This is a genomic window from Kordiimonas sp. SCSIO 12603 (assembly GCF_024398035.1).
GTDB lineage: Bacteria > Pseudomonadota > Alphaproteobacteria > Sphingomonadales > Kordiimonadaceae > Kordiimonas.
The window spans coordinates 2,191,364-2,209,318 of record NZ_CP073748.1 but is presented as its reverse complement, the minus strand read 5'-3'; the positions used below and the strand labels follow the sequence as shown (position 1 = coordinate 2,209,318).

14 protein-coding genes are annotated in these 17,955 nt (G+C 47.8%); 8 read left to right on the top strand and 6 right to left on the bottom strand.

The features are described 5' to 3' along the window. Positions 1-67: 67 nt before the first annotated feature. The 3 genes from KFE96_RS10190 to KFE96_RS10180 all read left to right on the top strand — a co-directional run bounded on the left by KFE96_RS10190 (position 68) and on the right by KFE96_RS10180 (position 3,766). Positions 68-1,618, top strand: a complete 1,551-nt coding sequence (locus KFE96_RS10190) for a class I adenylate-forming enzyme family protein (protein WP_255832499.1) — start codon at positions 68-70, stop codon at positions 1,616-1,618. Next, the gene (locus KFE96_RS10185; RefSeq protein WP_255832498.1) at positions 1,611-2,468 is read left to right on the top strand and encodes an alpha/beta fold hydrolase; all 858 of its coding nucleotides are present in this window, start codon (positions 1,611-1,613) and stop codon (positions 2,466-2,468) included. Before KFE96_RS10190 ends, KFE96_RS10185 begins: the two co-directional genes overlap by 8 nt. 77 nt (positions 2,469-2,545) lie before the next feature. Then, positions 2,546-3,766 carry a threonine ammonia-lyase gene (locus KFE96_RS10180; RefSeq protein ID WP_255832497.1) on the top strand — a complete coding sequence of 407 codons (1,221 nt, stop codon included), beginning with the start codon at positions 2,546-2,548 and terminating at the stop codon, positions 3,764-3,766. Between the two features lie 52 nt (positions 3,767-3,818). On the opposite strand, the gene KFE96_RS10175 is transcribed toward KFE96_RS10180, so the two are convergent. The 3 genes from KFE96_RS10175 to KFE96_RS10165 all read right to left on the bottom strand — a co-directional run bounded on the left by KFE96_RS10175 (position 3,819) and on the right by KFE96_RS10165 (position 9,018). Then, positions 3,819-6,920 (bottom strand): efflux RND transporter permease subunit, encoded by a 3,102-nt coding sequence (locus tag KFE96_RS10175; protein WP_255832496.1) that lies wholly within the window; start codon positions 6,918-6,920, stop codon positions 3,819-3,821. Beyond that, positions 6,920-7,981 (bottom strand): efflux RND transporter periplasmic adaptor subunit, encoded by a 1,062-nt coding sequence (locus KFE96_RS10170; protein ID WP_255832495.1) that lies wholly within the window; start codon positions 7,979-7,981, stop codon positions 6,920-6,922. The genes KFE96_RS10175 and KFE96_RS10170 overlap by 1 nt, the downstream gene beginning before the upstream one ends. A 161-nt stretch (positions 7,982-8,142) precedes the next feature. Continuing rightward, positions 8,143-9,018, bottom strand: a complete 876-nt coding sequence (locus KFE96_RS10165) for a LysR family transcriptional regulator (RefSeq protein ID WP_255832494.1) — start codon at positions 9,016-9,018, stop codon at positions 8,143-8,145. 125 nt (positions 9,019-9,143) lie between these two features. Here KFE96_RS10165 and KFE96_RS10160 point away from each other — a divergent pair, with 125 nt between their 5' ends. The 4 genes from KFE96_RS10160 to KFE96_RS10145 are packed head-to-tail and all read left to right on the top strand — an operon-like array spanning position 9,144 to position 14,761. Continuing rightward, on the top strand, positions 9,144-10,751 hold the full coding sequence (locus KFE96_RS10160; protein ID WP_255832493.1) for a carboxyl transferase domain-containing protein: 1,608 nt from the start codon (positions 9,144-9,146) through the stop codon (positions 10,749-10,751). Positions 10,752-10,761: 10 nt separating this feature from the next. Continuing rightward, complete coding sequence (locus KFE96_RS10155) at positions 10,762-11,568, top strand: enoyl-CoA hydratase/isomerase family protein (protein ID WP_255832492.1); 807 nt, start codon at positions 10,762-10,764, stop codon at positions 11,566-11,568. After that, positions 11,565-13,571: an acetyl/propionyl/methylcrotonyl-CoA carboxylase subunit alpha gene (locus KFE96_RS10150; RefSeq protein ID WP_255832491.1), complete on the top strand. Its 2,007-nt coding sequence runs from the start codon at positions 11,565-11,567 to the stop codon at positions 13,569-13,571. Before KFE96_RS10155 ends, KFE96_RS10150 begins: the two co-directional genes overlap by 4 nt. A gap of 23 nt (positions 13,572-13,594) precedes the next feature. Then, positions 13,595-14,761 (top strand): isovaleryl-CoA dehydrogenase, encoded by a 1,167-nt coding sequence (locus KFE96_RS10145; RefSeq protein WP_255832490.1) that lies wholly within the window; start codon positions 13,595-13,597, stop codon positions 14,759-14,761. Positions 14,762-14,768: 7 nt separating this feature from the next. Here KFE96_RS10145 and KFE96_RS10140 read toward each other — a convergent pair whose 3' ends face one another. Next, positions 14,769-14,972 (bottom strand): hypothetical protein, encoded by a 204-nt coding sequence (locus KFE96_RS10140; RefSeq protein WP_255832489.1) that lies wholly within the window; start codon positions 14,970-14,972, stop codon positions 14,769-14,771. Between the two features lie 168 nt (positions 14,973-15,140). On the opposite strand from KFE96_RS10140, the gene KFE96_RS10135 reads away from it, so the two are divergent. Next, positions 15,141-16,265, top strand: a complete 1,125-nt coding sequence (locus KFE96_RS10135; RefSeq protein ID WP_247018651.1) for a Glu/Leu/Phe/Val dehydrogenase — start codon at positions 15,141-15,143, stop codon at positions 16,263-16,265. A 133-nt stretch (positions 16,266-16,398) separates the two neighbouring features. Here KFE96_RS10135 and phhA read toward each other — a convergent pair whose 3' ends face one another. Both phhA and maiA read right to left on the bottom strand, forming a co-directional pair. After that, positions 16,399-17,280 carry a phenylalanine 4-monooxygenase gene (gene phhA, locus KFE96_RS10130; protein ID WP_247018648.1) on the bottom strand — a complete coding sequence of 294 codons (882 nt, stop codon included), beginning with the start codon at positions 17,278-17,280 and terminating at the stop codon, positions 16,399-16,401. Positions 17,281-17,300: 20 nt separating this feature from the next. Continuing rightward, on the bottom strand, positions 17,301-17,951 hold the full coding sequence (maiA, locus tag KFE96_RS10125; RefSeq protein WP_255832488.1) for a maleylacetoacetate isomerase: 651 nt from the start codon (positions 17,949-17,951) through the stop codon (positions 17,301-17,303). Positions 17,952-17,955: the final 4 nt, after the last annotated feature.

Here is a 17,955-nt window from a genome sequence, read left to right as displayed (position 1 = left end):
TGGGGTCGGTTCCGCCGGCCCCTCCCTATTATCATTCTTTTTGTTATTTTTATTATTGGATGATCACGTGAGCCCTTTCAACACATCGGCACCTTTACTCCCGGAAATCCTCTCACTTCACGGCAAGTGGAAAGGCAATAAAACCGCGTTAATTTCCGGCAAAGATATGCTTTCCTGGAAGGAATTAGACACCGCCACCAACCAGTTGGCTAATGCGCTTAACCAAAAGGGTATCGGGCGCGGTGACATGGTTGGCATTGTAATGAAAAATGGCCGACAGATGGTTGAAGCAATTATCGGCGTGATGAAATCCGGCGCTTGCAGCGTTCCTGTAAATCTCTCCGTCACTGACGAAGCTGTTACGGCTATGATGACAGATGCTAAAGTTAAGGCCGTTATCACAACAACAGACCAAGCCGAACGGCTCACAAACTATGTAAACCAACACCCTGGCACCCTTCACATCATCGCAGGCGATCGATCAGAAGGCGATACCTTCGAAACCTTTAAAAGAGAAGCGCCAGATCATAAACCAACAACAGACATTCAGGACGATGACCCGCTCAACGTAATATACAGCTCTGGCACAACTGGTATGCCGAAGGGGATATTACACACCCATCGAGGTCGCAGAGATTGGGCATATGATATGAGTATTGCTCTTCGTTATGACGGTAATGCCCGTACGCTCTTCAACATTGGTCTATATTCAAATATCAGTTGGGTGGGTTTTCTTGCTACTTTACTTGCTGGTGGTACTCTCTATGTGCATGAAACATTTGATACAAGGCTTACACTGGAAACTATTCAGAACGAGAAAATAACCAACTTTTCTATGGTGCCAATCCAGTATCAGCGCTTAATGGAAGACCCAGAACAAGAGAAATATGACATCTCTTCCCTAAAAGCTGTAATGAGCTGCGGATCACCATTACATGCTGATTTAAAAGCTAACCTTTATCAACGTTTTGGCCCAGTTATCATTGAGCTTTTCGGCCTTACAGAAGGCATTATCACCACACTTGAACCCGAGGAAGCAGAAGGTCGCATGTCATCGGTAGGGAAACCGCTTTTGGGTACTGATATCCGTATCATTGGTGACGATGATAAAGAAGTGCCCACTGGCTCCTCTGGCGAAATCGTTGCAAACGGCCGAATTGTCATGCCGGGTTATCTAAACAGAGAAGACGCAACCAGGGAGGCAACATGGCTGGATGAAAACGGCAATGCCTGGATAAGAACAGGTGATATTGGACAGTTAGACGAAGAAGGCTATCTTTACATTGTAGACCGCAAGAAAGATATGATCCTGTCGGGCGGGCAAAACATTTACCCACAGGATATCGAAGCAATGCTCATAACCAGCCCAGACGTTAACGACATCGCGGTAATTGGCGCGAAAAGCTCTCGTTGGGGGGAAACACCTTTAGCAGTTGTGGTGAAAGAGCCTGGCGCCGAAACTGACGAACACACTTTAAAAAACTGGGCCAATGAGCGGCTTGGTAAACAGCAACGGATTGCGGGTGTAGTATTTACAGAAGCCCTTCCCCGCAACCCGAACGGTAAAATTTTGAAACGCGAACTGCGCATAACATTTGGGGGACTTGAATTTGACTAAGTATACCAGTGAGTATTTCACGAACCCAGACGGGCTGAAACAGCATTACCGAGATTATAATAATGCACCAGAAGGCGCTCTAACCGTACTCTGTATGCCAGGCCTCACTCGTAACTCAAAAGACTTTGCAGGCATTGCCGAACATCTATCCCCGAAATACCGAGTGATATGCGTCGAGCAACGTGGGCGCGGCCTTTCAGATTGGGACCATGATCCAAGCAGGTATCGTCCCGATGTATATGTTGGAGATATGAAAGCTCTTATTGAACACCTTGGGCTTGACCAGGTGATCGCCCTCGGTACCTCTCTTGGTGGTTTAATGACCATCATGATGAGCGCTATGTACCCCGGCATTTTCAAAGCGGCAATTATTAATGATATTGGCCCCGAAGTTGATCCCAAAGGCATTGAACGTATTATGTCTTACGTGGGTAAAGGCACACCACCCCAAACTTGGGATGAAGTGATTGAGGCTACCAAGCTAGCCAATACAGGCGTTTATCCTGATTTCACTGATGAAGAATGGCTTGCATTCGCCAAAAAGCTTTATACCGAAGTAGACGGCATTCCGACGGTTCAATATGATCCCGCTATCAGAAATAATTTTGAAGGCCAAAGCGACCAATCTGCCCCAGATCTCTGGCCTGTTTTTGAGGCGACCAAAGACTTTCCAATGGTGGTGGTGCGCGGTGAAGTTTCAGATATCCTCTCTCACGAAACCCTAATGAAGATGGCAAATACACACCCAAACCTAACGCCAGTCACTGTGCCTGATACTGGGCATGTGCCATTCCTAACCGAACCTGAGTGCACAGCGGCTATAGATAAGCTTCTTGCATCTATCAGCTAATCACTTTGTAATACTAGACAATTACACATGGTCTGTGGCATTGCTGCAGACCGTATTTTGTTTATGGAGACAGGCCAATGAGTACACAGGAACTAGCAATAACCCCACAAGATGTACTCAAAGCAGCAAAAGCCATTGAAGGTGCTGTTAGCCGTACGCCCACAAAATTGTCTCGTACTCTGTCTGATATCACCAGTACCGAGTGTTATCTCAAGTTTGAAATTTTTCAATTTACCGCCGCCTATAAAGAGCGCGGCGCACTAAACCGTTTGCTTTCGCTAGAGGAAGGTGCAAAAGGCGTTATTGCTGCCTCGGCGGGTAATCACGCGCAAGGTTTAAGCTATCACGCAAGCCGCCTAGGTATTCCGGCAACAATTGTAATGCCCGAAGGTACACCTTTTAATAAAGTGAAACGTACAGAAGAACTGGGCGCGCGCGTAGTTCTCACTGGAAAAACTTTCGAGCAAGCGACCCAAGCAGCATATGATCTAGCTGATAAAGAGGGCCTTACCTACGTTCACCCATTTGATGATCCGAAGGTTATGTCCGGTCAGGGCACCGTCGGCTTGGAAATGCTGGAAGATATACCTGATCTAGACACACTGATTGTTCCAATCGGCGGTGGTGGCCTCGTTTCCGGTATCGCAACAATCGCGAAACACATCAACCCAAACATTCGTATCGTTGGTGTGCAAACAGAAGCTTTTCCTGCCATGAAGGAAACCGTCGAAGGTCTTTCTTTAGGCGGCAGTAACATTACAATTGCAGAAGGTATTGCTGTTAAAAATCCGGGTATGAATACCCGTAAAGTAGCAAGTGAACTGGTTGATGAAATTTTAATCGTGCCAGAAAACCGCATTGAAGCAGCCATTGTGATGATGATGGAAATTGAGAAAGTGGTCGTGGAAGGTGCTGGTGCAATTAGCCTTGCTGCTCTTCTACAATACCCTGGTCGCTTTAAAGGCCAGAAGGTCGGCATGGTGCTAACCGGAGGCAATATTGATAGCCGCCTTCTTGCGACCGCTATTATGCGCGGCATGGCTCGTGATGGCCGCCTGTCTCGCCTTCGTATTACAATGATGGATCAGCCAGGCATGCTGGCAAAAGTAACAGAAGTCGTTGCCGAAGTTGGTGCCAATGTTTTGGAACTACGTCACCAGCGCGAATTTGGTGCGGTATCGCTTAAGCTAACAGAAATGGAACTGGTTGTGGAAGCCAAAGACCGAGCCCACGCAGAACAGCTTGTTACAGCGCTTGAAGAAGCAGGCTTTAAGGTAGATGCTGCAAAGACGGTTTAAAACTTACTCAATCACATGAAAAAAGGCCGGAGAGTTTTCTCCGACCTTTCTTTTATTCTGCAGGCTTACCTGCTGCCTCATCTCGCTCAAATTTTCTGAGCTGCGCTGCAATAAAGCCCGGTGATTTGGTGTATTTCGCCATGATGTCGTAAAACACTGGCACGACAAACAAGGTAAAGAATGTCGCTACAATCACACCACTAAACACCGTAACACCAATGGTGATCCGGCTACCTGCACCAGCACCAGAAGCGAGCATAAGCGGTACGGCTCCCATCGCTGTTGACAAACCAGTCATCATAATCGGGCGCAAACGAGTTTTAGAAGCATTCAAAAGAGCGTCTCTGATCTCCTGCCCTTCATCCCTAAGCTGGTTCGCGAACTCCACAATCAAAATACCGTTTTTCGCCGCCAGTCCAATCAACAAGATCAGGCCAATCTGGCTGTAGATATTAAGCGTGCTGTCCGCCACCCAGAGCCCCAGCAAACCGCCAAGGATTGCGAGAGGTACAGTGAGCATAATAACCATCGGGTGAATAAAGCTTTCAAATTGAGCTGCAAGCACTAAGAACACAACCACGAGAGCAAGCGCAAAGATGAAATAGATATCACTTCCTGCTTCCTGATATTCACGAGATGCACCTTTGTAATCAATTGCCGCTACATCAGGCAGGTTATCAATAACAATCTGCTCACCTTCTTTGAGCACCTCAGCAAGCGTATAGCCATCAGCTACGTTGGCAGAAACTGTGAGTGCACGAATGCGGTTAAATCTGCGAAGCGAACCAGCACCAGAGACCTCTTCAATAACAACCAGATTGTTAAGCGGTATAAGCGACCCACCGCGGCCTGATTCCACGTGGATATTTTCCATATCAAGCGGCTGCCTGCGATCACTTTCCTTTGCCTGAAGGATCACATCATATTCTTCACCGTCCTGCACATAGGTAGTTACACGGCGGCCACCCATCATAGTTTCCAACGTGCGGCCAATTGACTGCACTGAAACTCCAAGATCAGCAGCACGTTCCCGGTCAATTCTCACCTTAAACTGTGGCTGCGTTTCGATATAATCGATGTCTACATTCTGAAGGCCTTCATACTTACCGAATTCTTCCAGAAGAATCTCACGGTAACGACCAAGATCGTCATAAGTCGCAGCGCCAACAACCAGCTGAAACTCAGAAGAACCTCCGCCTCCACCTAGGCCGCTACGAGTAATCGGTATAACCATCGCGCCCGGAACATTTGCATTGAATTTCTGGCGAAGTTCAGCAGCAATTTCGTGAGTGGAACGTTCACGTTCGTCCCACGGTTTCATAAAGAGGATACCAAAGCCGTTACCGCCATCAATCCGAAGGATATAGCGTTCGACCTCAGGACCATTTACAAGCGGCATTACCTGCTCTTCAATATGTTCCGCCTGTTGCGCCATATATTCATAGCTGGCGCCCTCTGGGCCTCTTACAGGCATGAACACCACACCGCGGTCCTCTGGTGGCGCTAGCTCGCTAGGCACCCGCTGGAACACACCCCCGATCAAAGCAATACACACAAGGAACGATAGAATAACCAGTGTTTTATTGTGCAGACACACTTCAAGGAAACGACCATAAGCATTCTGTAGTCGCTCAAATATCTGGTCGAGTTTCTTTGCAAAGGCTGGCTTTTTATTTCTACGACGTACAAGCTTTGAACACAGCATTGGGCTCAGCGTTAACGCTACAAGGCTTGAGAATGCCACTGCTGCGGACATAGTAATTGCAAGTTCACCGAACAGACGACCAATATTTCCTGGTAGGAAAGCAATTGGTACGAACACGCCAATTAACACAAGCGTTGTCGCAATAACCGCAAATCCAACCTGACGAGCACCGCGGTAAGCCGCTACCAAACCAGGCTCGCCCTCTTCTACACGGCGATAAATGTTTTCAAGAACCACAATGGCATCATCCACCACAAGGCCGATAGCCATCACTAAGGCAAGAAGCGTAATAAGGTTGATACTTACGCCCGTCAGGCTCAAAATCCAGAAGCTAGCGATAATACAGATTGGCACTGTGATTGCCGGCACTAGAACAGTCTTCACATTCCCCAGGAACAGGTAAAGCACCAGGACCACCAGAGCCATTGCCACGCCAAGCGTGAAATACACCTCTTCAATAGCTTTATCGATGAAAACTGAGCTGTCGTACGCTACAAACAAATTCATGCTTTCAGGCAGTGTTTGCTTGATCTTCTCAACTTCGGCCTTAGCAGCCTCAGCCACAGCAACAGTATTACCCTTAGATTGCTTTACAACTCCAAGGCCGATCATGCTCTCGCCGTTACCGCGGAACAGACGTTCATCACGCTCCGCTCCAAGTTCTACTGTAGCGATATCGCCCATGCGAACAAATTCGCCCTGGGCATTTTCACGAATAACCATGGTTTCGAAATCACGTGGATCTGCATACTCACGGTTCAAACGCACAATTGTATCGCGTTCAATTGATTCAACGCGTCCGGCAGGAAGTTCAATATTCTCAGAACGAAGTGCAGATTCTACATCCGTGACGGTTACACCCCGCGCCGCCATCGCCTGACGATCAAGGTGTACACGGATTGCATACCGTTTCTGCCCGAGAACTCTTACCTGTGCTACACCATCAACAACAGAAAGGCGGTCAACAATATTGCGCTCCGCATAATCCGTTAGCTGAAGGATATCCATTACTGGACTTGTTACATTGAAATACAGGATGGGCCGTGTATCGCCATCGGCCTTAGAAACTTCTGGCGGATCAACTTCTTCCGGTAGGTTATTAAGAATTCGGCTTACACGGTCCCGCACATCATTGGCTGCAGAATCGATATCTCGGCTTAGTTCAAATTCAATTGTTACATCAGAGCGACCATCCCGGCTTGTGGATTCAATGGTTTTAATACCTTCCACACCAGCAATAGCATTTTCAATAATCTGGGTAACTCTGGTTTCCACTACGTTCGCGTTAGCACCGCCATAGTTGGTGCGAATACCTACAATCGGGGGATCGATATCAGGTAGTTCGCGAACGGCAATATCCTGAAAAGATACCAACCCAAAAGCAACCAGCATCATGCTAATTACCGCGGCAAATACCGGGCGTTTTACGGATACATCAGAAAGGATCATTATTCCGCCCCTTCCCGAACAAGTTCTTTCACTTTAGTACCTTGTCTGCCTAAGCGCATGGTCCCTTCGGTAACCACTTTTTCACTGCCATCGAGGCCAGAAAGTACTTCCACATAACCCGGACGGCGAATACCAAGTGTTACCTCCCGCCGTTCTGCTTCGTCTCCGTTCAGGATAAAGACATAATTCTTACCGCCAGTCGGCACTACAGCTTGCTCAGCAACCGAGAAGGCATCCCACGTACGGCTAACAACCTGAACCCGCATCAACAAACCGGGCCTTAGGGCATGATCAGCATTTTCCACCTCTGCACGTACAAGAACAGAACGTGTTACTGGGTCAACACGGCTGGAAACCGTTTTTACGGTTCCGCTGAAAGTACGGTCGGGGTACGCGGAAACCTTGGCATCAACCATTTGGCCTTCATCAAGCGTTGCGATAAAACGCTCAGGTACACTGAAATCTACATAAACCGTATCGATCGCATCAATAGATGTGATCACTGTATTCGCGGACAAAAGCGACCCTTCACTGATTTGCCGCAATCCCAGAACACCATCAAACGGCGCTACAATACGGCGGTCAGCAAGGCGAGCTTTTGCAGCATCAAGCCTGAAATGGGCTTCATCCACCCTGCGTTTCTGCGCATCTCTGTTCGAGGTAGATGCGTTACCTCGTGTAACCAAATCCTCAATACGTGCATATTGGCTTTCAGCTTCTTCAAGGTTCGCTTTAGCTTCTCTTACGTTAGCTTTTTCTTCTCGATCCTCAAGGGTTACAAGTAGATCACCCTTTTGCACCACTTGGCCATCTTCAAAATGTACCGTTTTAACAGTGTCAGAAACCCGTGATGTCAGCATTACGCTTTCACGCGCATTTGCAGTTCCGATAGCCTCAACAATATCGGAAAAACTACGTGTTGCCACTGGGTCAGCAACAACAGAAACCACCCGGCCTCCGCGGCGACCACCTTGTGCCTCAGGTTCAGCTATATAAAGCCAACCTCCAAAACCAACTAACCCGGCAAGTACAGCCCCCAAAATTATACGTCCGCTTTGCACGACAATATCCTTGTTTTTAAATTTGGGGCACTTGTACCCCAAGATACTCTAACACGGTTATCAAAGGTCTGTGAGACCCAAGAATACTCGAATAAGTATAAATCGATTATTAAACTGTAACTATCAGATACGAATATGAATCTGCGGGCCCTTCGGTAATTTTATGAATTACCCCAATTATTTGCGATAAAATCTTCAAAAGCCGCTCCCACAGTCTCAAACCCCGCAGGCAGCTTGTAGGAAGGCTTGAAGAGTGCAAGCCTCCGTGTGTAATCAAAGCCCTTTAATTTACAGGCATGAACCCTTTCATCAACAAGACTTTCTGGAACTACTGTACCGCCAATTCCCGCTGCAGCCATTGCAAGTGCGCGGCTGTCATTCGGCGTTCGGTACACAAGTCTTGGTCTTACATTACGGTCAGTAAAATATCTGCTGGTTTCAGAGAGAACTTCGCAGCGGCTCCGCACAATCATATAATCTTCCGCTAAATCTTCTGCTGAAATTACAGCTTTACCAGCAAGTTTATGATCAGGCGGCAAGACAAAACGGTATTCTTCAGTTTTCAGCGGAATTGCCTTATCCTCATTCTCACCGCGGTGCAGCGAAAGTGCATAGTCCAGACTTCTATCATCAAGCCTATTTGCTAATTCTTGCTCCGTACCATCCGTAAGCTCAATAGCCACATGGGGCATAACCTTTCTAAAGCCGGTAAGAAGCGCCCCTACTGCTCTGTTGGATAAAGTGATTAAGACACCTAACCTAAGCACTGGTGCTGTTTCAGCTTCCTCCAGAACCTGCATAGCCATATTACATTCGTGCAAAATCGCTTTCGCGCGAGGCAAAAAACGCGTACCAGCATCGGTTAGAAAAACACGCCTGTTTGAACGCTCAAACAGCACATGCCCCACCTGTCCTTCAAGCTTTTTAATACCCGCAGAAAGCGTTGGTTGCGTGACGAAAACTCGGTCAGCAGCACGCGTAAAGCTGCCAGTTTCAACAACCGCAAGGAAGTACCGAAGTAAATACAAATCCATCATAGACAAAATCTATCAATTACATTTTCAACATCAATTTTACCAATACCACGCGTAAAGGTAAAATGCCACCAATCCAATTGATAAACCCGGTGGAGCCAACATCCGTAGGCTGGGAGTAACCGAATATGACCATTCTTCATTCCACTATAGTGGTAGGAAGCGAAACTTTTGCGGAAAACGCTGCGCACATGCAGGCACAGGTGGATGATCTTCGCGAAAAATGTGAGAAAATTGCCCTCGGCGGACCCGAACGTGCCCGTGAAAAGCACTTAGCGCGCGGTAAGCTATTGCCAAGAGATCGCGTAAATACGCTTCTTGATCCCGGCACATCTTTTCTAGAGCTATCCCAGCTTGCAGCCTACGGCATGTATGATGCTGATATCGCAGCAGCTGGTGTGATCGCTGGCATTGGTCGTGTTTCCGGCGTTGAATGTATGATCGTATGTAATGATGCCACTGTTAAGGGCGGTACTTACTATCCGCTTACTGTGAAGAAACACCTTCGCGCGCAGGAAATCGCCAAAGAAAACCGTCTACCATGTATCTATTTGGTGGATAGTGGCGGCGCAAACCTCCCTAATCAGGATGAAGTGTTCCCAGACCGTGATCATTTTGGTCGTATCTTCTATAACCAAGCCAATATGTCTGCGATGGGTATCCCGCAAATCGCTGTGGTCATGGGTAGCTGTACAGCAGGTGGTGCCTATGTACCTGCGATGGCTGATGAAAGTATTATCGTGCAGAACCAAGGCACGATTTTCCTTGGCGGCCCTCCTCTCGTGAAAGCAGCAACCGGTGAAGTTGTTAGTGCTGAAGACCTTGGTGGTGGTGACGTGCACGCCCGCACATCTGGTGTCGTAGATCATCTGGCAAAAGATGATTATCATGCGCTTTCGATCGCACGTCAGATTGTAGCTGACCTGAACCATAAGAAGGCTGAACCACTTGAGCGCCGTGATACTGTTGAGCCGCTTTATGCACCAGAAGAAATTTATGGTGTTGTACCTAAAGACACCCGCCAGCCATATGATGTACGCGAAATTATCGCTCGTATTGTAGACGGCAGTGAATTCAACGAATTTAAAAAGTTATACGGTGAAACGCTTGTTTGCGGCTTCGCGCACATCCACGGTTATCCGGTAGGTATCGTTGCAAACAATGGCGTGCTCTTCTCAGAAAGCGCACTTAAAGGCGCTCACTTTGTTGAGCTTTGCGCGCAGCGTGGTATCCCGCTTGTATTCTTGCAGAATATCACCGGCTTTATGGTTGGTCAGAAATATGAAAATGGCGGTATCGCTCGTGATGGAGCCAAAATGGTAACTGCCGTTGCCTGCGCGAACGTGCCTAAGTTCACAATCCTTATCGGTGGCAGCTTCGGCGCCGGTAACTACGGCATGTGCGGTCGTTCGTACCAGCCGCGCTTTATGTGGATGTGGCCTAATGCTCGTATTTCTGTGATGGGCGGCGAACAAGCAGCAAACGTACTGGCAACAGTGAAACGTGACGGTATGGAAGCTCGCGGTCAGGAATGGTCCGCAGATGAAGAAGAAGGCTTCAAAGCGCCAATCCGCGATATGTATGAAGAACAAGGCCATCCATATTATGCCTCTGCCCGCTTGTGGGATGACGGTGTAATTGACCCCGCTGATACGCGCCGTGTTCTCGGCATGGCTTTATCTGCCACACAAAACGCCCCAGCTGAGCCGACCAAGTTCGGCGTGTTCAGAATGTAAGGGGGATATAATGGTAGATACACTTCTTACATCCATTGAAGATAACGGTGTTGCAACAGTTACCCTTAATCGGGCTGATGTACACAATGCCTTTAATGATGATCTGATCTGGGAACTAAATAACGCTTTTAAAACACTAGGCGAAAACCCTGATGTACGAGCGATTATCCTTACTGGCGGCGGCAAAAGCTTTTCAGCGGGCGCTGACCTTAACTGGATGAAAGCCGCAGCTTCTTATACGGAAGAGCAGAACCAGCGTGATGCGATGAACCTTTCAGGTATGCTCGCAACCCTGAATAACTGCCCAAAACCAACTATTGCAATCGTGAACGGTGCAACATTTGGTGGCGGTGTTGGGCTTGTAAGCTGCTGTGACATGGCTATTGCTGTTGAAAGCGCGAAATTTTCTCTTTCAGAAGTACGCTTAGGGCTAACCCCTGCAACCATTTCACCATACGTGGTGGCAGCGATTGGTGAACGCCACGCACGCCGCTACTTCCTTACAGCTGAACGCTTTGACGCTGCGAAAGCACAGGAGATTGGCCTTGTTCACGAACTGGCGCCTTCCCTTCAGGAAGCTTTCAGCCTTGCAAACGTATTGGTCAAAAACATCCTTGGTGGTGCACCTACTGCTCAGGCGGAAGCGAAAGACCTGATCACTTTTGTAAAAGGCAAAGAAATTACCGAGGAACTGCGTACGAATACTGCGGAGCGTATCGCTGCCCGCCGCGCAAGCGAGGAAGGCAAAGAAGGCCTTTCTGCATTTCTTGAAAAACGTAAACCAAGCTGGATTATAGATAAGGGCGAAGACGCATGAGCCGTAAAATTGCAAAACTGCTAATCGCAAACCGTGGCGAAATTGCCTGCCGTGTGATGGCAACCTGCCAAAAGATGGGCATTAAAACTGTTGCTGTTTATTCTGAAGCGGATAAAGACGCAATGCACCGTCACATGGCTGATGAGGCTGTATTTATCGGCCCGGCTGCCGCGAGCGAAAGCTATCTGGTTGCAGATAAAATTATTGAAGCAGCCAAGCGCACAGGCGCTGATGCTGTGCATCCTGGCTATGGTTTCTTATCAGAGAACCCTGAGTTCGCAGAAGCTTGCGAAAAGAACGATATAATCTTCGTTGGTCCTTCCGCAGCCTCTATGCGTGCTATGGCGCTTAAAGGTGCGGCTAAAAAGCTGATGGAAGATGCTGATGTTCCAGTAGTTCCCGGGTATCACGGCGATGATCAATCCCTTGAAACGCTAACTACTGAGGCTAACCGTATTGGCTACCCTGTGCTTATCAAGGCTGTTGCTGGCGGCGGCGGTAAGGGAATGCGCATGGTATACGGCGCAGATGAGATTGAAGCAGGCATTGAAGCCGCGCGCCGCGAAGGTGAGAACTCTTTTGGTAACGGCAAGCTCCTCATTGAAAAACTGATCCAAAAGCCACGGCACATTGAAGTGCAGGTATTTGGTGATGCTGACGGCAACGCTGTTCACCTATTTGAACGTGACTGTAGCCTTCAGCGCCGCCACCAGAAAGTGGTGGAAGAAGCCCCTGCCCCAGACATGACAGACAGCATGCGTGCAAAAATGGGTGAAGCAGCTGTGAAAGCCGCTGAAGCCATCAATTACACAGGTGCAGGTACCGTTGAATTTATCGCCGATGTTTCAAACGGGCTTGATGAAAACAGCTTCTATTTCATGGAAATGAATACAAGGCTGCAAGTTGAACACCCGGTAACTGAAATGATCACAGGCCTTGATCTTGTTGAATGGCAGATCATGGTTGCCGAAGGACAAGCGCTACCGCTTGCGCAGGATGAAATTGATCTTGCTGTAGATGGTCACGCTGTTGAAGTGCGCCTTTATGCAGAAGATCCATATAATGACTTCCTACCGTCGATTGGCCGCGTTGGTATGTTTGATCCATACGCTGAAACTGCTTTCGGCGCGCGCATTGATGCAGGCGTACAAGACGGTGATAGTGTAAGCATTCACTATGACCCAATGATCGGTAAGCTAATCGCATGGGGTGAAAACCGTATTGAGGCTATTGAGGCACTAGAGCGTCTTGTCGCTGAAACACCAGTTACAGGCCTTGTAACGAACCGTGATTTCCTTGGTAAATGCCTGGCTCACGCTGATTTCAAAGCAGGTGATGTACACACTGGTTTCATTGAGGAATATGCGGATACCCTGCTGAAGCCATATGAAGTTACCGCTGAAGATTATGCGGTGGCAACAGCTGCTATTCTTGCTGCACGGCAAAACCGTATGCCAGCAGATGATCCTTGGGCATCGGGTGATGCATTCCGGTTGAATATGCCGCGCACCGAAGAGCTTTGGTTCGATGATGCAGATGGTGAAATGGTGACTTCTACTGTAAATCACACTGCACCAAACCTGAACATTACGGTTCTTGGCCAAGAGTTTGATCTAGCCTCCTTCGAATTAAACGAAGGCACGCTGTTCTATACATTGGATGGCCTCAGCACACAGCTGTTCACTAAGGTAACAGACGCTACCGTTACCCTTATCAAAGGTTCGAGCACTATCAAAATCTCTCGCCACGCTCGTGATGGCGGTGCTGATGATGATGCAGACGGACCGGGCACAATTGTAGCACCAATGCCTGGTAAGATGCTTGAAATCAAAGTTACTGATGGTGAAACCGTTGAAAAAGGCCAACCTCTTCTCGTGATGGAAGCCATGAAAATGGAGCAGACCATCAATGCCCCAAGAGACGGTGTTGTATCCGGTCTCAGCCTGAAGGCTGGTGATCAAGTTGCAGACGGCACCGTGCTTCTAACAATAACAGACGAATAAAAACACCACATAGGGATAGTCTCATGTTTGAGTTTCCACATCTTAAATTTAACCACGGCGAAGAAATGGAAATGCTTCGCGAAACTGTAGCACGTTTTGCAGCAGATGAAATTGCGCCTCGCGCTGCCGAAATTGATGAAACCAACGTTTTTCCAGCTGATCTTTGGCAGAAAATGGGTGAACTTGGCCTTCTCGGCATGACAGCCCCCGAAGAATATGGCGGCACAAACATGGGCTATTTGGCGCATGTGATCGCGATGGAAGAGATTAGCCGCGCCAGTGCTTCTGTAGGCCTTAGTTACGGTGCACACTCAAATCTTTGTATTAACCAAATCACAAAGAATGCCAGCGACGAACAGAAAGCTAAATATCTGCCAAAGCTGATTTCTGGTGAATATGTTGGTGCTCTCGCCATGTCAGAACCAGGTGCTGGTTCAGATGTTGTATCCATGCGCCTGAAAGCAGACCGTAAAAACGACGGTTATGTGCTGAACGGTAATAAAATGTGGATCACAAACGGTCCTGATGCAGATGTTCTGATGGTATACGCAAAAACCGATGCAGAGGCAGGTTCTCGCGGTATTACAGCCTTCATGATTGAAAAAGGCATGGAAGGTTTTAGCACAGCGCAAAAGCTAGATAAACTTGGCATGCGCGGTTCAAACACATGTGAGCTTGTGTTTGAAGATTGCTTCGTGCCGTTTGAAAACCGTGTTGGCGAAGAAGGTGACGGCGTTAAAATCCTTATGTCTGGTCTTGATTACGAACGCGTTGTGCTTTCTGGCGGCCCACTCGGCATTATGCGCGCTTGCCTTGATACAGTGATCCCGTATGTGCATGAACGTCAGCAATTCGGCAAACCAATCGGCACTTTCCAGCTTATGCAGGGTAAAATCGCTGATATGTACACTGCGTGGGGCTCAGCGCGTGCTTATGTTTATGCTGTAGCCAGTGCATGTGACCGCGGTGAAACAACACGGAAAGATGCCGCTGCTTGTATTCTCTACGCATCAGAGAATGCAACAAAAATGGCAGGTGAAGCGATCCAGTCCCTTGGCGGTAATGGTTATATCAATGAATATTCCACTGGTCGCCTGTGGCGCGATGCCAAGCTTTATGAAATTGGCGCAGGCACCAACGAGATCCGCCGTATGCTGATCGGCCGCGAACTATTTGGTGAAACAGCGTAACTAAAGTTTACGCTACGGTAGCCTGAACGAATAACGCTAAGGCGCCCTGCGCCTTAGTTTTTCTTTGCGGTTGATTATGCACAAATAGTTTTTGTTCACATATTTCAAAAATGAACACAAAAACTATCACTTCATTGCTTAAATTTTGAATCTTCGAAAGCTCATTTCGCGTGAATGGTGCCATAATCCCCCGCAATGCATGAGAAGCCATAAGGCGGCTCACGTACTCAGGTTAAAGCATTCAGTCTGGTTCTTTTAGAAAGCTTTGCCTGCAACATAGAAATAAAGAAGCCCCATCAGACCAGATGATAAAGAGTTCTTAAGCTTCTTTTGGTATCGAGTATTTGCTCGGGATATTATTGGGAAGAGGATAATCGTAATGCCCGTTTTTGATTCGCGCAGTTTTAAAAACCACGAACAAGTTGTTTTCTGTGCAGACGAAGCAACAGGCCTTAACGCGATCATCGCAGTACACTCAACAGCGCTTGGCCCTGCAACAGGTGGTACACGCTTTTGGGATTATGCTGCAGCACACCGCAAAGTAGCTCCTATTGATGTAGCTGAAGCACGCGGTGAACAAGATGCAATTTATGATGTACTTCGCCTTTCACGCGGTATGTCTTTCAAGAATGCAATGGCTGGCCTTCGCCTTGGCGGTGGTAAGTCTGTAATCATCGGTAACCCTAAAGAACTTGGCACAGCTGATCTTATGCGTGCTTTCGGCCGTATGGTAAACCGTCTTGGCGGTACTTACTATGCTGCGGAAGATGTTGGCACAAACACTGACATGCTTGGCGCTGCATCAGAAGCAACAAACTTCGTTTGTGGTCTGGACGGCGGTGAATTCGGTACTGGTGATCCATCTCCACACACAGCTCTTGGCGTATTCACTGGTATTCAGGCCGCTGTTAAGCACAAGCTTGGAACAGACAGCCTTAACGGTGTAAGCGTTGCTGTACAGGGTGTTGGGCACGTTGGTCAGTATCTTGTTGGTCATCTTCTTAAAGCTGGCGCTAAAGTTACTGTAACAGATATTGTTGATGCAAACATCGAAGCCGTTAAAGCAATGGGTGATGTAACTGTTGTTGGTACAGACGGCATCCACGCTCTTGACGTTGATGTATTCGCACCGTGTGCTCTTGGTGGTGGTTTGAACCCTAAGACAATCGACGATATTAAAGCGAAAATCATTGCAGGTGCTGCAAACAACCAGCTTGAAACTGAAGGCGTTGAAGACGAAGAGCTGCGCAAGCGCGGTATTCTTTACGCACCAGATTATGTAATCAACGCTGGTGGTATTATTTCTGTTGAATCAGAAGTTTACAAAGAGAAGCTTGATGAAGCTGCTCGTGAAGAAAAAGTACTTCGCATTGGCGAAACACTTACAAAAATCTTCCAGGCAAGTGACGCTGAAGCACGTCCAACTGGTATCATCGCCAACGAAATGGCTGAAGATATCATTCGCCGCGCTAACGAAGAAAAATTGGCAGCTGCTGCTGAATAAGCAACAACTCCTTTAAACTCAAGAAGCCCTCACCATTCGGTGGGGGCTTTTTTGTTGCACATTTCTTGTAAAGAAAAAGGGCTGCCTCAATGAGACAGCCCAGTCCAGCCCAATATTATTATTGTTATTAGTGTTATGAAGCTTGTTTAGCGTGGCGGCCACCGGCCTTGGCATAAGCCTGCGTACCTTCATGGTGTACATCATCGCTAGCTGCAATTTCTTCAACGCTGTAAACTTTATCTTCTTTGATGAGCGCATCATAAAGCGGACCAAAATCCTGATATGTGGATTCAAGTAGTTCTTCAAAACTGTTAATCACCCAATATGTCTGCTGAAAATCATCGATGATATAGTCCGTCTGCATCAAACGCTTCAGATCAAACATAATCCGGTTCGGGCTCTCGTCCTCAAGGCAATAGATACTCTCGGACTTGGAACTGAGAATGCCTGCACCATAAATGCGCATACCTTCATCTGTTTTGATAAGACCAAATTCCACAGTATACCAATAAAGGCGTGCAAGGTTTTTAAGAACACCCTGCCCCATAGCACGTTGGCCACCTTTGCCGTAAGCTTCCATATAATCTGCAAACACCGGGTTCGCTAGAAGCGGTACGTGACCATACACATCATGAAACACATCTGGTTCCTGCAAGTAATCCAGTTGTTCTTCACTGCGGATAAAATTACCTGCCGGGAAACGGCGGTTTGCTAAATGATCAAAGAAAACCTCATCCGGTACCAAATCAGGCACAGCAACCACACGCCAACCGGTTAGCTTCTCAAGACGGTCTGAAAGATCATCAAAGTTTGGAATACCGCTTTTGGAAAGCTCAAGTTTTTCAATGCCTTCCATAAATTCCTTACACGCCCGGCCCGGAAGAAGCGCATTCTGGCGCGCATAAAGACGGTCCCACCTATCATGCTCTTCAGGGGTGAAATGCTCCCAGTTCTGATCAACGGTATAATCTTCGTTAACCTCAACTTCACGGCCTAGCCTTGTTTTAATAAGCATGTCTTCACTCCGTCTAACTGTTACTTCGGTGTGTCCGGTTGATTTTCTGGTGCAGCATCAATGAAAGCTTTAAGTTCATTACAGGCTGCTTCAATACGAGTAAGTGTCGGGAATGCTTCAAGCGGGGTGTTAAACCGGCGTGCATTCCAGATTTGCGGTATCAGATACACATCTGCGAGCGTTGGTGTATCTCCAAAACAGAACTTGCCTGTTTGCTCGCTCTCAGAAAGCATTTTTTCAAGCGCTGTAAAGCCTTCAATGATCCAGTGATGATACCATAAATTCGCTGCTTCTTCATCGGCTCCCAACTGCCCCTTGATGCGCATCAGCACAGAAAGGTTATTGAGCGGATGAATATCACAGCCAATCAGGCTTGCGATTTGGCGTACACGGGCACGCCCTTCTTTGTCCGCGGGCAGCAGAGGCACACTGTCGTATGCCTCCTCAAGATATTCCAGAATAGCTGGTGACTGGGAAAGCCCCATATCACCATCAACAAAGTAAGGCACCCGCCCCTGCGGGTTCATTGCTTTATAATCGTCTGATTGGTGCTCACTTACACCCGGTTTGAGGTTGATGCTCGCATGCTCATACTTAAGCCCCTTGAGGTTAAGTGCAATGCGAACCCGGTAAGCAGCAGACGATCTGAAATATCCATATAGCTTGCGCATGTGG